This window comes from Micromonospora sp. NPDC047620 (assembly GCF_043205005.1).
GTDB lineage: Bacteria > Actinomycetota > Actinomycetes > Mycobacteriales > Micromonosporaceae > Micromonospora.
The window spans coordinates 270610-284663 of the sequence record NZ_JBIDDG010000007.1 but is presented as its reverse complement, the minus strand read 5'-3'; the positions used below and the strand labels follow the sequence as shown (position 1 = coordinate 284663).

Genomic DNA, 14054 nt, shown 5'->3' with positions numbered 1-14054 from the left:
GCGGAACTCCGACCGTGGAGGCCATCAACGCCGGCCGGCCGCGCTGCGCCCGCGGCCGGCCCGGTCACGCGACCTGGTGCCGCCCGGTGGGCCGGCGGGCCGCCCGGGGTGCGGACAGCACCTCCACCTCGAACCCGGCCCGGGCGAACACCTCGACCGCCCGGGCCTCGGCGCCGCCCAGCCCGGCGGCCGGGGACGAATCGTCGAGCAGGGCGGTGACCAGGCAGTCGGAGCAGCCGCTCCCCCGGATCCCGCACCCCGCACAGTCGATGATCATCACGCCTCCTGGTGCGCTGCGGCGACGGGGCGCGGCGTCACCGTCGCCACCCGAACACCGTCGGTCACCACGACGCTAGGCGCGGGGTACGACAGAAAGGGACAACGGGGTCGCGGACGGCCGGAATGCGATCAAGCACCCCGATCAGGACCGGGCGAGCCGGCGCAGCAGCGAGTCGGCCCCGAGCGGGTACGCGCCGTGCCGGCGTACGCCGTCGGCGACCTCGCGGTCGGAGGAGACCACCACCACCGGCCGGCCCGGCGGCTCGGCGCGGACCAGGCGCCGGATCAGCTCGTCGGCGGTCTCGCCCTTGCGGGAGAAGAGCACCCGGACCCCGCGCGGCGACGGGGGCAACCCGTGCATCCGTTCCGCGCCGTCGAAGACCACGGTGACCTCGTCGCCGGTCTGCGCGGCGATCCCGCCCAGGCCGGTGATCAGCCGCTTGCGCTGCTGCTCCAGCGACATCTCGCCGAAGCCGCGCTTGGTGACGTTGTAGCCGTCGACGACGAGGTGTGCCCGGGGCAGCGCCAGCAACTGGTCGAGGCGGGCCGGGTCGTCGGTGTCGCGGGCGCGGGTGGCGGCGCCGGCCGCCGGGGCGGCGGTCTGGTCGGCGAAGGCGTCGGCGACGAAGTCGGCGGGCAGCTTGTCGACCGGGTCCAGCGCCAGCTCGCGACGCAGCCCGACGGCCGCCTGCCCGATGGTCTCCAGCAGCAGCCACAGTCGGGCGTCGTCCACCGACCGGGCCTCCTTGGCGCTGGCCCGGGCGACCCCGGCCGCCGCCTCCGCCTCGGCCAGCCGGGCCCGGACCCGGCGCAGCTCGGCGTCGGCGTCCGCCGTTGCCCGGGCGGCCCGGCCGCGCTCGGTGGCCAGCAACTCGTTGGCCTTGCGCTCACGGGCCTGCGTCTCGCGCAGCGACCGGCCCAGCTGCCGGCTCTCCTCGCGCAGCTGCCCGAGCTCCTCGCGCACCCGGGCCAGCTCGTCGCGGAGCTTCTCCGCCTCCACCCGGGCCACCGCCCGGTCGTGCTCGGCGCGGGTGGCCCGCTGCTCGGCCTCGCGGACCAGCTCGGCGACGACTGCGCTGTCGGCCTCCGCGCGCACCGCCGCGCCGCTGGCCTCGATCAGCTCCCGCCACCCCCGGGGCCGGGCCAGGTAGGCCAGCGCGGCCACCTCGACCGGGTCGGCGGCGGCGGGCGCGGTGCCCTCGAGCACCGCCGCACCCAGGTCGCCGGTGTCGGCGAGCACCCGGGCGGTGATCCGCTGCCGGAACAGCGGATCACCGGTGAGCTGGGCGGCGATCGCCGGGGCGCCGAGCCGGGCCCGGCGGTTGGGGGCGAACTTGGCGACCCGACGCAGCGGCACCGGCACCTCGTCGGCGGGCAGCCCGGGCAGCACGGCGGCGGTGAGCGCCACGATCCGCTGGCGGACCGGCTCGGGCAGCACGGGCTCCGGCTCGGGCGTGGACCCGTCGTCCGCGGATCCCTCGGGCGTGAAGCCGTCGTCCGCCGGCCCCTCGGGCGTGGATCCCTCAAGCGTGGACCCGCCGTTTGCCGGGCCGTCGGCGACGACCCCCTCGGCCGCCTCGCGACCGGGCTCGGCACCGGCCGCCTCAGGCCCCGGCTCGATCGCCGCGGGCAGACCGCCCCCGTCGGGGCCGACCCCACCGGCGTCGCGCACGGCGTCGACCGGCCCCTCCTGCGGGAGGCGGTCGTCGTGCGGCTCGGTGAGGGGCATGTGGCAAGTCTCCCACCGCGACCGGGCCCACCGCCCGGTGAGTGAGCCGATCTCTCATCCTAGACCGGTGGTGGCGGCTGGTGCCGGTGGGACGGGAGTGTCGGACCGGGACGCTAGCGTGCCGCCGATGGCAGAGACGGAGTACGTCCAGGAGCCGCTGGCCGGCTTCGACCCGGGCGCGGGCGGGATCGATCCCGCGCTGCCGCTGTACGCGACGACGTTCGTGGTGGTCGACCTGGAGACCACCGGCGGCGCGCCGGACGGGGGCGGGATCACCGAGATCGGCGCGGTGAAGGTGCGCGGCGGCGAGGAGCTGGGCGTGCTGGCCACCCTGGTCAACCCGGGCGTGCCCATCCCACCGTTCATCACGGTGCTCACCGGCATCACGCAGGCCATGCTGGTCCCGGCCCCGCCGATCGAGCAGGTGCTGCCGAGCTTCCTCGAGTTCGTCTCCGACGCCGTGCTGGTCGCCCACAACGCCCCCTACGACATCGGCTTCCTTAAGGCCGCGTGTGCGAAGCACGGCTACCGCTGGCCCAATCCCCGGGTGCTCGACACCGCCGCGCTCGCCCGCCGGGTGCTGACCCGCGACGAGGTGCCCAACCGCAAGCTCGGCACGCTCGCGGCCTACTTCCGCACCGCCACCCAGCCGACCCACCGGGCACTCGACGACGCCAAGGCCACCGTCGACGTGCTGCACGGGTTGATCGCCCGGCTCGGCGGGCACCGGGTCGACACGATCGGCGACGCCATCGAGTTCGCCCGGGCGGTCACCCCGACCCAGCGACGCAAACGGCACCTGGCGGAGGGGCTGCCCAAGGCACCTGGGGTCTACATCTTCCGGGCCGCCGACGACCGGCCGCTCTACGTCGGCACCTCCGGCGACATCGCCACCCGGGTGCGCAGCTACTTCACCGCCGCGGAGAAGCGGGCCCGGATCTCCGAGATGCTCGCTGCGGCCGAGCGGGTGGAGGCGGTCGAGTGCGCCCACTCGCTGGAGGCGGAGGTCCGCGAGCTGCGGCTGATCGGGGCGCACGCGCCGCCGTACAACCGGCGGTCGAAGTTTCCGGAGCGGGCGGTCTGGCTCAAGCTGACCGACGGTCCCTACCCCCGGCTCTCGGTGGTCCGGGGCATCGCCCCCGGCGACGCCGGCTACCTCGGCCCGTTCAGCTCCCGCCGGGCGGCGGAGCTGGCCGCCGCCGGCTTCCACGACGCCGTGCCGCTGCGGCAGTGCACCCACCGACTCTCGCTGCGCACGGTCACGCCGGCCTGCGCGCTGGCCGAGCTGGGTCGCTGCCCGGCGCCCTGCGAGCACCGGATCACCCCGGAGGAGTACGACGCCCGCGCCGTCGCGCCGTTCCGCACCGCGACCGCCAGCGACCCGCAGCCGGTGGTCGACGCGCTGCTGGCCCGGATCGAGGTGCTCTCCCGCGACCAGCGCTACGAGGAGGCGGCGGTGGTGCGTTCGCGGCTGGCCGCGGTGCTGCGGGCGACGGTGCGGATGCAGCGGCTGGCCGCGCTGACCGGGATCGCCGAGCTGGCCGCGGCCCGCCCGGCGGCCCGGGGCGGCTGGGAGCTGGCCCTCGTGCGGCACGGCCGGCTGGCCGGGGCGGGGGTGTCGCCGCCCGGCGTCCACCCTCGACCGACGATCGCCGCGATCCGGGCGACCGCCGAGACGGTGCCGCCCGGCCACGGCCCGGTCCCGCACGCCTCCGCGGAGGAGACCGAACGCATCCTGTCCTGGTTGGAACGGCCCGAGACCAGGCTGGTCGAGATGTCCTCCGGATGGGCTTCCCCGGTGGCTGGCGCGGCGCGCTTCCGCGACCTGTTGAGCAAGGCCGAGAGCGCCGCGTCCCACCAACTCTCGACCGAACGCTCATGACCAAGTGACCGATCGGACGACGTCGACTCGCTTAGGCTGTTAGAGAAGTGCAGTCCTGCCCGTTTCGTGGGCCTGCTCCCGGTTGCCGCGTCCCGGCGGCCGTGGGGCCGGGGTGAGGAGGTGTCCCACGTGGACGTCGACGCCGGACGCGGCGCCGCCCTGGGGGGCGCCCTTCCGACCCAACCGGGCGAGCTGCCGCTGGCCCGCCGGCTCCGGTCGCTGCTGAGCTGGCCCACCGCCGACGCCGACCCGGTCAACCACCTCGTCCGGACCCATCGGACGATCCACCCGGGCACCGAGCCCTCCGTGCTGCGTCGGGCCTACACCATCGCGGAGAACATGCACCGCGGGCAGTTCCGCAAGAGCGGCGAGCCCTACATCACGCACCCGCTGGCGGTGGCCCAGATCTGCGCCGAGATCGGCATGGACGCCACCACCCTGGTCGCCGCGCTGCTGCACGACACCGTGGAGGACACGCGCTACACGCTCCAGGCTCTCGCGGAGGACTTCGGGCGGGAGGTGGCGCACCTGGTCGACGGGGTGACCAAGTTCGACAAGGCGTTCTACGGCAAGGCCGCCGAGGCCGAGACGATCCGCAAGATGATCATCGCGGCCGGCAAGGACGTCCGGGTCCTGATCATCAAGCTGGCCGACCGGCTGCACAACATGCGCACCCTGGGCGTCCGGTCCGCCGCGTCCCGGGAGCGGATCGCCCGCAAGACGCAGGAGGTGCTGGTCCCGCTCTGCGACCGGCTGGGCATCCAGTTGCTCAAGCGGGAGCTCGACGACGTGGTGCTGCTGCACCTGGAGCCGGAGGAGCACGCCCGCATCACCCGGCACGTGCACGACCGGCCGGGCTGGGACGCGTACCTCGACGAGGTGGTCGCCCGGGCGAAGTCGGCGCTGCGCCGAAACCGGGTCGACGCCGAGGTGACCCCCCGCCCCCGGCACCTCTACTCGATCTGGAAGGACACCGTGGCCGGCGGCCACACCGCCCCCTACGACCTGCCCCGCATCGCGATCGTGGTGGACGGCCCGGCCACCGACTGCTACGCGGCGCTGGGCGCGGTCCACGGCCTGTGGCGGCCGGTCCCCGGCCGGTTCAAGGACTTCATCGCCTCCCCGAAGAACAATCTCTACCGCTCCCTGCACACCAGCGTCTGCGGGCCGAAGGACCGCACCGTGGAGGTGCTGATCCGCACCGAGGAGATGCACCGCTCGGCCGAGTACGGCGTCGCCGCCGACTTCCGCTTCCCCCGGCCGGGCGGCACGGCCGCCTGCGCGGAGCAGCTCGACTGGCTGCGCCGGGTGCTCGACTGGGAGCAGGACGCGGCCGACCCGGCACAGTTCCTCGAGTCGCTGCGCTGCGACCTCGCCGAGAGCCAGATCCAGGTCTTCGCCGACGGGCGGCAGGTCGTGCTGCCGGCCGGGGCAACCCCGGTCGACCTCGCGTACGAGCTGGGCACCGAGCGTGGTGACCACTGCCTGGCGGCGCGGATCAACGGCCGGCTGGCCCCGCTCTCCTCCGCGCTGGGGGAGGGCGACGTGGTGGAGATCTTCACCGAGACCGACGCGGCGAACGGCTTCGACGCCGACGTCGCCCCCCGCGGCCCGCGCCGGGAGTGGCTCGGCTTCGTCAAGTCGCCGCACGCGCAGATGCAGATCAGCCGGTGGTTCGCCGAGCACACCGAGCCGGGCATCTCCATCGCCGACAAGGTCCGCCTCGGCCGGGCCACCATCGGGCTGGCGCTGCGCAAGCACGACCGCGGGCTGGCCAGCGACCTGCCGCTGCTGCGGCTGTCGGAGGAACTGGGCTACCCCGACCTGGAGACGCTGCTGGTCGCGGTCTTCGACCGGGTCATCGAGCCGGACACGGTCGTACGCCAGCTCATCGACCTGGTGGACCACCGGCAGTGACCGCCCGTCGGGCCCGGGTCGTCCGAACGTTCCTCGGGGCCACTAGCCTGGAGTCATGATCCCCCGCTCGCGCGCCACCGGCCGGGCCGTCGCCTACCAGGTCTTCTATCGGCTGCCGCTGCCGGTGCGCCGCCGCCTGGTCCGGCTGGCCGTGCCGAAGTACATCGTCGGCGCGGTCACCCTCGTCCGCGACGCAGAGGCCGAGGGGGCGGGGCGGCTGCTGCTGCTGCGCCAGCCGCCCGGCCGGGGCTGGGGGCTGCCCGCCGGCCTGTTGCAGAAGGGCGAGGCGCCGGTGGTGGGAGCCGCCCGGGAGTTGTACGAGGAGTCCGGCATCCGGCTCTCCCCCCACCAGCTGAGCCCCGCCGTCCCCAACGCGATCGTGCACGCCAAGGGCTGGGTGGACGTGGTGTTCACCGCCGAGGTGCCGGCGTCGACCACCGAGCTGAAGGTCGACGGCGCCGAGGTCTTCGAGGCCGCCTGGCACCCGCTGGACGACCTGCCCAAGCTGACCTGGCCGACCGCCCGGCTGCTCGCGTACTACGACATCGGGCCGCTGGCCGGACAGTTCCCGCCCCCGGTGCCCGACACGTGGCCGTGAACGCCGACCGGGCCGACCGAGCGGCCGCCACCACCGCCCCGGCCGACCACGGCGCGGCCACCACCGCCGATCGGGCCTACGCCCCCGCCACCGTCCCGGTCGACGTCTGCGCGGTGGTGCTCGCCGCCGGCGAGGGCACCCGGCTGCGGCCGCTGACCGAGCGGCTGCCGAAGGCGCTCTGCCCGGTGGGCAACGTGCCGCTGCTGGACCGGGCGCTGGACCGGCTGGCCGGGCTCGGCCTGGTCGGGCCGGCCCGGGTCGCGGTCAACGCCTGCTACCTCGGCGCGCAGGTCGTCGCGCACGTCGGGGACCGCGCCCACCTGTCGGTCGAGCCGGGCTCGCCGCTGGGCACGGCCGGCGGGGTGGCCAACCTGCGGGACTGGATCGCCGGGCGCGGAGTGCTGGTCGGCAACGCCGACGCCTACCTCGCCGACCCAGAGCGACCCGCGGGGCCGGACATCGCCGCGCTGCTGCGCGACTGGGACGGCGACTCCGTACGCCTGCTCGGCCAGCCCGCCGCCGACCCGCAGGCGCCGGGCACCTTCGACGGCCACGTGTTCACCGGCTTCTCGCTGCTGCCGTGGCGGCTGGTGCGGGAGCTGCCGGTCGGGTTCGGCGACCTCGTCCGGGCGGTCTGGCGCCCGGCGGAGGCGGCCGGCGCGCTGACCGTCGTGCCCTATTCCGGCACGTTCTACGACACGGGCACCCCGGCCGACTACCTGGCAGCCAACCTGCACGCGGCCGGCGGCGGCAGCCTGGTGGCGCCCACGGCCACGGTGACCGGCCGCTGCCGGGCGGCGGTGGTCGGCGCCGACGCGGTCGTCCAGGGCGACGTGGAGCGTGCGGTCGTCTGGCCGGGCGCCACCGTCGGCCCCGGCGAGCGCCTGCGCGACGCGATCCGCGCGGGCGCCACCCTCACCGTCCCCGCCACACCCCCGTCCCGGGGCCCGGGGAACCTCTAGCATGGGCGACGACGCCGACGAACGGAGAAATGTCCCGTGATCACCGCGATCGTGCTGATCGACTGCGCCACCGACTCCATCCCCGAGGTGGCCGAGGCCCTGGCTGCCCTCCCCGGCGTCAGCGAGGTCTACTCGGTGGCCGGCCACGTCGACCTGATCGCCGTGGTCCGGGTCCGGGAGTTCGACCAGATCGCCAAGGTGATCGCCGGCAGCATCTCCAAGGTGCCGGGGGTGCTGAACACCGAGTCGCACATCGCGTTCCGGGCGTACTCCCAGCACGACCTGGAGGAGGCGTTCGCGATCGGGCTCGCGAACGCCGACTGACCACGGACGCCGGCCGGGCCGGCACGGGCGCGTGACGGCCGGTCCACCCGCTGGTGGACCGGCCGTCGTGGTACGGCGACGTCAGCTCTGCGTGGGAGCCGGCGTCTCGGTGGTGGTGCCGCCCGGAGCCGGCGACTCGGTGGTGCCGCCCGGAGCCGGGGTCCCGGTGGTGCCGCCCGGAGCCGGGGTCGTGCCGCCCGGGCTCGGCGTGGCGGTGCCGCTGGCCTGCGGAACCGGAATGCCCAGCTGCTCGGCGAGCTGGACCAGCGCGTCGTAGTGCGCCTGCAACGTCGGCAGGGCGGTCTGGGCCAGCTGGACCACCGTCTGGTCGGAGCCCTGCGAGATCTCCGTCTGGGTGGCCTGGATGGCCTGGACGTGGCCGGCCAACTCGCTGGTCACCCAGAGCCGGTCGAACTCCTCGCCGCTGGCATTGTTGAGCTGGTCGAGGACGGACTGCTGGTCCGCGGTGGGCTCGGCCGGCAACTGCACCCCGAGCTGGGACGCGGTCTGCTGCACCGTCTGGTCGAGCTGCGTGTGGTCCGTCCTGAACCGGTCACCCAGGTCCTTGACCCCCTGGTTCTGGCCCTTCTGCTGGGCCAGGTCACCCGCGGTGATCTCGAACAGATTCACCTGGTGCAGGGCCTGTAGGTACTGGGTGTCCTGCTGCGACGGCTGCACCGCGGCCTGCGCCGCCGCTGCCGGCGCGATTCCCACCAGCACCAGCGCGGCCAGCAGGCCGAGGCGTTTGATACCCAACATGCTTCCTCCCCCTCGAGACGTTGGACCGCACGGATACCCGGCTGACCGGGGTTATTCCTGCGATCCCCGCCCCGGGGGGCGACAGACGACACGCCACGCGCGGAACCGTGGGAGGGGCGGAAACGGACGTGGCGTCCACCGGAGGACTCCGGTGGACGCCACGTCGGGTGTCGCGAGGTCAGCGACGGCTCTCGCCGCTGCCGACCTGCTCCCGGTCGGGCCGCGGCTCGACCGGCGGGTGGCCCGGCGAGACCGGCGCCTCGGCCGGCTTCTCGATCGGGTAGAAGAAGCCCCGGATGGCCGGGCCGAGGGCCCCGAGCCGGTTCATCTTCTTCGGCACGACCCAGCCGGCGTACTCGAGCCCGCCGTGGCCGTCGTGGTCCCCCGCGCTGAGCGGCTGGTGCACCTCTTCGAACCGGCCGTCGGGCAGTCGCCGGATGATGCCGGTCTCGACACCGTGGGCGAGCACCTCCCGGTCGTGCTGCTGCAGACCGAGGCAGATCCGGTAGGTGAAGTAGTACGCCAGCGGCGGGAGCACCAGCAGGCCGATCCGGCCGGCCCAGGTCATCGCGTTCAGGCTGATCATGAACTTGTCGGCGATGACGTCGTTGGCGCCGGACAGGGTCAGCACGATGAAGAACGCGATGGCCATGGCGCCCGCCGCGGTGCGCGCCGGCACGTCCCGGGGCCGCTGGAGCAGGTTGTGGCTGCGGGTGTCCTTGAGGCGCCGGGCCTCCAGGAACGGGTAGAGCGTGGAGATCCCCACCAGGATGCCCGGCAGCACCACCGTCGGCCAGAACAGCGGCGGGATCACGTACCCGTCGCCGATCGGGATGTTGATCTCCCAGGCCGGCATCAGGCGGGTCGAGCCGTCGAGGAACATGACGTACCAGTCGGGCTGGCTGGCGGCCGAGACCACCCACGCCTCGTACGGGCCGAACAGCCAGATCGGGTTGATCTGGAACAGACCGCCCATCAGCGCGATCACGCCGAAGACGACCATGAAGAAGCCGCCCTGCTTGATCGCGTAGCGGGGGAACATCCGCTCGCCGACCACGTTGCCGTTGGTCCGGCCGGGGCCGGGCCACTGGGTGTGCTTCTGCTTGAAGACCAGGCCCAGGTGGACGCTGATCAGCGCGACCAGCAGACCCGGGATGAGCAACACGTGGGCGATGTAGAACCGGCTGATGATGATGGTGCCGGGGAACTCCCCGCCGAAGATCGACGAGGTGACCCAGGAGCCGATCACCGGGATGGAGAGCATGATCGCCGAGGCGATCCGCAGGCCGGTGCCGGAGAGGCCGTCGTCCGGCAGCGAGTAGCCGGTGAAGCCGGCCAGGAAGCCGACCCAGAACAGCAGCGAGCCGATGATCCAGTTCGTCTCACGCGGCTTGCGGAACGCGCCGGTGAAGAAGACCCGGAGCATGTGCACCACGATCGCGGCCATGAACAGCAGCGCCGACCAGTGGTGCATCTGCCGCATGATCAGGCCGCCGCGGACGTCGAACGAGATGTCCAGGCTGGAGGCGTACGCGGCCGACATCGGCGTGCCCCGCAGCGGGGCGTAGCTGCCGTTGTAGACCACCTCGGTCATCGCCGGCTCGAAGAAGAAGGTCAGGAAGACACCGGTCAGCAGCAGGACGATGAACGAGAAGAGCGCGATCTCGCCGAGCAGGAAGGACCAGTGGTCCGGGAAGACCTTGTTCAGCAGCCGGCGCAGCGGGGTGGCCACCTGGAAGCGGTCGTCCACTCCCCGGGCGGCGTTGCCCGGCACAGCTGCCATGTCAAACTTGCGCCGCTTCACGGCCGCTCCCAGAAGTCGGGCCCGACGGTCTCGGTGTAGTCGGACTTGGCCACGAAGTAGCCCTCGGAGTCCACCTCGATCGGCAACTGCGGCAGTCGCCGGCTGGCCGGACCGAAGATGGGCCGGGCGTTGTCGGTGATCAGGAACTGCGACTGGTGGCACGGGCAGAGCAGACGGTTGGTCTGCTGCTCGTACAGGCTCGCCGGGCAGCCGGCGTGCGTGCAGATCTTCGAGTAGGCGGCGTAGTTGCCCCACATGTAGTCGCCGTGCCCGACCCGCTCGTTGGCCCGGCGCGACTCCTGCGCGTCGCTGTCCCGCAGGTGGATCAGCAGGGTCGGCGAGTCGGCGTGCAGGTTGCTCACGCCGTGGTCGATGCCGGGGAAGACCGTGATCTGGCCGCCGGTGCTGACGTCCGCCGGGCGGACCGGACGGCCGTCCTCGCGGACCAGCCGGACCTTGCCGCCGCCCTCGGTCGGGGCGAACCCGGTGGTGAACATCTGGTTGTTCTTGTGCGGCTGGGAGATCAGGCCACCGACCAGGGGCGCGGCGACCACCGCGCCGACCGGCGCGAGACCGGCCAGCAGCGAGATGCCGAGCAGCGGCCGGCGCTTCACGCCCAACTCGTCGGCCATGTAGAGCATGGTCTGGCCGGTGATGATCCGGTCGTCCTCGCTGACGGCGCCCTCGTGCCGGTCCTGGATCGAGACCTCCTTGGGCAGCAGCTTCTTGCCCCAGGTCAGGATGCCGAAGCCGACGCCGAGCAGGGCCACGCCGAGGGTGGCGCCGAGCAGCGGGGTGTACCACGTGTCGCCGCCGCGGCCGGGAGCGTACTCCCACGGCCACCAGATGTAGACCACCAGGAAGGCGGTCGCCGCCAGCCCGGTCAGCAGGAAGAACGACGCGACGGTGCGGGTCAGCCGGCGCTCGGCCTTGCTGCCCGGGACGACCTGCGGCTCGTAGTGGACGATCTCGATGTCGTCCCGGCGCGCGCCCTCGCGGACGATGTCGAACTGGCTGAGCCCGGGGGTCGTCACGTCGAGCGGTTCCCGGCCCTGCTGGGCCTGGTGCTCGGTGTGCGTGGTCATGCCGTCACCTCGCTACGGGCGGTGCCGGACCCCGGCACCACAGCACTGAATCGGATGATCCGCCCGGTCACGACTTGCCCGCGATCCACAGGCTCGCGAAGACGAGCGCGACGATGCCGACCAGGAAGATCGCCAAGCCCTCGGTGGACGGCCCGTACCGACCGAGGTTGAAGCCACCCGGGTCCTGGTCGTGCTTCAGGGTCTCCTGGATGTAGGCGATGATGTCCGCCTTCTGCTCCGGGGTGATCTGGTTGTCGCCGAAGACCGGCATGTTCTGCGGGCCGCTCAGCATCGCGGCGTAGATCTGCCGGTCGCTGGCCGGGTGCAGGCTCGGGGCGTACTTGCCGGAGGACAGGGCGCCGCCGCCACCGCCGAAGGCGTGGCACTGCGAGCAGTTGATCCGGAACAGCTCGCCGCCGGCGGCGATGTTGCCGTCGGAGTGGAGGTCCTCGCCGTCGGGCAGGACGGGACCGCCGCCGAGCTCCTGGATGTACTGCGCGAGCTGGCGGGTCTCCTCGTCGGTGAACAGCTCCGGCTTGCGCTCCGCCTGCGCCTCCTGGCGGGCCATCGGCATCCGGCCGGAGCTGACCTGGAACTCGACCGAGGCCGCGCCGACGCCGATCAGGCTCGGCCCACGGCCCTCGACGCCCTGGGCGTTGCGACCGTGACAGGTCACACAGCTCACGTCGAACAGCGCCTTGCCTTCCGCGGCGGCGCCGGTGAGCGGGGCGTCCTGCGCCTGCACGCCGGGGGCGAAGACGGTGTAGGCGCCGCCGGCCAGCATCAGCGCGGCGAACAGCCGGACCGCGGCACCCAGCCGGCGGCGGCCCCTGCTGCGCGCCGCGGGCCGCTCGCGCAGCCGCGCGAGCAGACCGCGTCGGCGGTCGTTGTCAGAAGTCATGACCTGTGTCCTTAACCGGTTGGACCTTGTCTCAGGGGACGGAGCAGCGGCGCGGTTCGTGACGCGCCAAGATCACTGAAGCCAGTAGATCATGGCGTAGAGCCCGATCCACACGACGTCGACGAAGTGCCAGTAGTAGGACACGACGATCGCCGACGTGGCCTGCGCCGGCGTGAACCGGCCCATGGTCGTGCGGATCATGAAGATGATGAAGGCGATCAGACCGCCGGTCACGTGCAGACCGTGGAACCCGGTGGTCAGGTAGAACATCGACCCGTACCCGTCCGAGTTGATCTTGATGCCCTCGTGCACCAGCTCGCGGTACTCGTTGACCTGACCGAGCACGAAGATCAGGCCCATCACGAAGGTGATCGTGAACCAGCGCCGAAGGGCGTGGACGTCACCCTTCTCAGCGGCGAAGACACCGAGCTGGCAGGTCACCGACGACAACACCAGGATCACCGTGAAGGTGGTCGCGTACGGGATGTTGAGTACCTCGGTGTGCTTCGCCCACTGCTCCGGCGCCGCCGCGCGGATGGAGAAGTACATCGCGAACAGCGCCGCGAAGAACATGAGTTCACTGGAGAGCCACACGATCGTCCCGACGCTGACCATGTTGGGTCGGGTCAGGGAGTGGATCCGGCTCTTGTCAATGGCTGGGGCCGCAGTCACGCGGTCATTATTGCCCTTGACCGGGGCCGGCGATCAGCGGGGTGGCAAACCGGTGGCATCGGCAGCCCGATCGGGGTCGTCCGGTTCGCCTGACCTAGGCTGAAAAGCGTGCTGCACGTCGATCCGATCTTCACCGCAACCTCGGCCGCCGCGCCCACGGTGACCGCGGCCACCCCGCCGCCGTTCACCGTCACCTCCGTGTTCACCGAGACCCGGCTGGACAGTTGGTTGGCCGTCGGCCTGGTGCTGGCCGCCGGCATCTACCTCTACGGGGTGCACCGGCTCCGGCTCCGGGGCGACCGGTGGCCGGTGGCCCGGACGGTGTTCTTCCTCGGCCCCGGCCTCGGCGGGATCGCGGCGGTCACCGTCAGCGGCCTGCACGCGTACGACACGGCGCTGCTGTCGGTGCACATGGTCCAGCACATGGTGCTCTCCATGATCTCGCCGATCTTCCTCGCGCTGGGCGCGCCGGTGACGCTGGCCCTGCGCACCCTGCCGCTGCGGCCGCGCAAGCGGCTGTTGGCGATCGTGCACAGCCGGGTCGCGCGGGTCTACAGCTACCCGCTGGTGGCGTTCACCATCTTCGTGGTCAACCCGTTCGCGCTCTACTTCACCGACCTGTACCGCTACACGCTCGAGCACGCGTGGGCGCACGAGGTCGTGCACGCGCACTTCATCATGACCGGCTGCGTGTTCTTCTGGCCGCTGCTCGGCCTCGACCCGCTGCCGGGGCGCTGGCCGTACCCGGGCCGGGCGCTGCTGATGCTGCTCTCCGTGCCGTTCCACACGGTGCTCGGGCTCACCATCATGCAGAGCAGCACGCTCTTCGGCGGCGACTGGTACCCGTCGCTCGGGCTGACCTGGTCCGACCCCTGGGAGGACCAGGTGCTCGCCGGCGGCATCCTCTGGGCCGGCGGCGAGTTCGTCAGCGTCACGATGCTGGCCGTGCTGGTCGTGCAGTGGATGCGCCACGCCGAGCGGGAGGCCCGTCGGATCGACCGCGACCTGGACCGCCAGGAGGCCCGTCAGCGCGCCGCGGAGTCCGCCGCCTGACCTGCGCCGACGGTACGCCCCGGCGCCGCCGACGGGCGGACGTCACGCACCTCACACCGACGGGTAGGATCAGCGGGCAGCTACGAGGT

The 14054-nt window shown here is 72.8% G+C and carries 13 protein-coding genes; 6 read left to right on the top strand and 7 right to left on the bottom strand.

Features of this window, described 5'->3' with window-relative positions; all coding sequences use genetic code 11:
• Window positions 1-64: 64 nt before the first annotated feature.
• Both ACGF5C_RS11355 and ACGF5C_RS11350 read right to left on the bottom strand, forming a co-directional pair.
• On the bottom strand, window positions 65-277 hold the full coding sequence (locus tag ACGF5C_RS11355; protein ID WP_393299761.1) for a hypothetical protein: 213 nt from the start codon (window positions 275-277) through the stop codon (window positions 65-67).
• 144 nt (window positions 278-421) lie between these two features.
• Window positions 422-2008: an NYN domain-containing protein gene (locus tag ACGF5C_RS11350; protein WP_393299758.1), complete on the bottom strand. Its 1587-nt coding sequence runs from the start codon at window positions 2006-2008 to the stop codon at window positions 422-424.
• Window positions 2009-2135: 127 nt separating this feature from the next.
• Between ACGF5C_RS11350 and ACGF5C_RS11345 the strand changes: the two genes are divergently transcribed.
• The 5 genes from ACGF5C_RS11345 (at window position 2136) to ACGF5C_RS11325 (ending at window position 7691) form a co-directional block, all read left to right on the top strand.
• Window positions 2136-3890, top strand: coding sequence for a DEDD exonuclease domain-containing protein (locus ACGF5C_RS11345; protein WP_393299755.1), 1755 nt, complete (start codon window positions 2136-2138; stop codon window positions 3888-3890).
• 129 nt (window positions 3891-4019) lie between these two features.
• Window positions 4020-5807 (top strand): RelA/SpoT family protein, encoded by a 1788-nt coding sequence (locus ACGF5C_RS11340; protein ID WP_393299854.1) that lies wholly within the window; start codon window positions 4020-4022, stop codon window positions 5805-5807.
• Between the two features lie 55 nt (window positions 5808-5862).
• The gene (locus tag ACGF5C_RS11335; protein ID WP_393299752.1) at window positions 5863-6405 is read left to right on the top strand and encodes an NUDIX domain-containing protein; all 543 of its coding nucleotides are present in this window, start codon (window positions 5863-5865) and stop codon (window positions 6403-6405) included.
• 113 nt (window positions 6406-6518) lie between these two features.
• Entirely contained in the window at window positions 6519-7367 is an 849-nt protein-coding gene (locus tag ACGF5C_RS11330; RefSeq protein ID WP_393299851.1) for an NDP-sugar synthase, read from the top strand.
• Between the two features lie 36 nt (window positions 7368-7403).
• Window positions 7404-7691 carry an Lrp/AsnC ligand binding domain-containing protein gene (locus ACGF5C_RS11325; RefSeq protein WP_350707952.1) on the top strand — a complete coding sequence of 96 codons (288 nt, stop codon included), beginning with the start codon at window positions 7404-7406 and terminating at the stop codon, window positions 7689-7691.
• 81 nt (window positions 7692-7772) lie between these two features.
• Here the strand turns inward: ACGF5C_RS11325 and ACGF5C_RS11320 are convergent, their stop codons facing one another.
• From ACGF5C_RS11320 to ACGF5C_RS11300, 5 genes are all read right to left on the bottom strand, one after another.
• Complete coding sequence (locus ACGF5C_RS11320) at window positions 7773-8450, bottom strand: DUF4142 domain-containing protein (protein WP_393299749.1); 678 nt, start codon at window positions 8448-8450, stop codon at window positions 7773-7775.
• A 178-nt stretch (window positions 8451-8628) separates the two neighbouring features.
• The gene (locus ACGF5C_RS11315) at window positions 8629-10254 is read right to left on the bottom strand and encodes a cytochrome bc complex cytochrome b subunit (RefSeq protein WP_357693119.1); all 1626 of its coding nucleotides are present in this window, start codon (window positions 10252-10254) and stop codon (window positions 8629-8631) included.
• Entirely contained in the window at window positions 10251-11339 is a 1089-nt protein-coding gene (locus ACGF5C_RS11310) for a Rieske 2Fe-2S domain-containing protein (RefSeq protein ID WP_357693117.1), read from the bottom strand. The genes ACGF5C_RS11315 and ACGF5C_RS11310 overlap by 4 nt, the downstream gene beginning before the upstream one ends.
• A gap of 67 nt (window positions 11340-11406) precedes the next feature.
• On the bottom strand, window positions 11407-12240 hold the full coding sequence (locus tag ACGF5C_RS11305) for a cytochrome c (RefSeq protein WP_393299745.1): 834 nt from the start codon (window positions 12238-12240) through the stop codon (window positions 11407-11409).
• A gap of 72 nt (window positions 12241-12312) precedes the next feature.
• A complete protein-coding gene (locus ACGF5C_RS11300; protein ID WP_357693113.1) occupies window positions 12313-12912 on the bottom strand; it encodes a heme-copper oxidase subunit III in 600 nt (199 codons plus the stop codon).
• A 108-nt stretch (window positions 12913-13020) separates the two neighbouring features.
• On the opposite strand from ACGF5C_RS11300, the gene ACGF5C_RS11295 reads away from it, so the two are divergent.
• Complete coding sequence (locus ACGF5C_RS11295) at window positions 13021-13965, top strand: cytochrome c oxidase assembly protein (RefSeq protein ID WP_393299741.1); 945 nt, start codon at window positions 13021-13023, stop codon at window positions 13963-13965.
• Window positions 13966-14054: the final 89 nt, after the last annotated feature.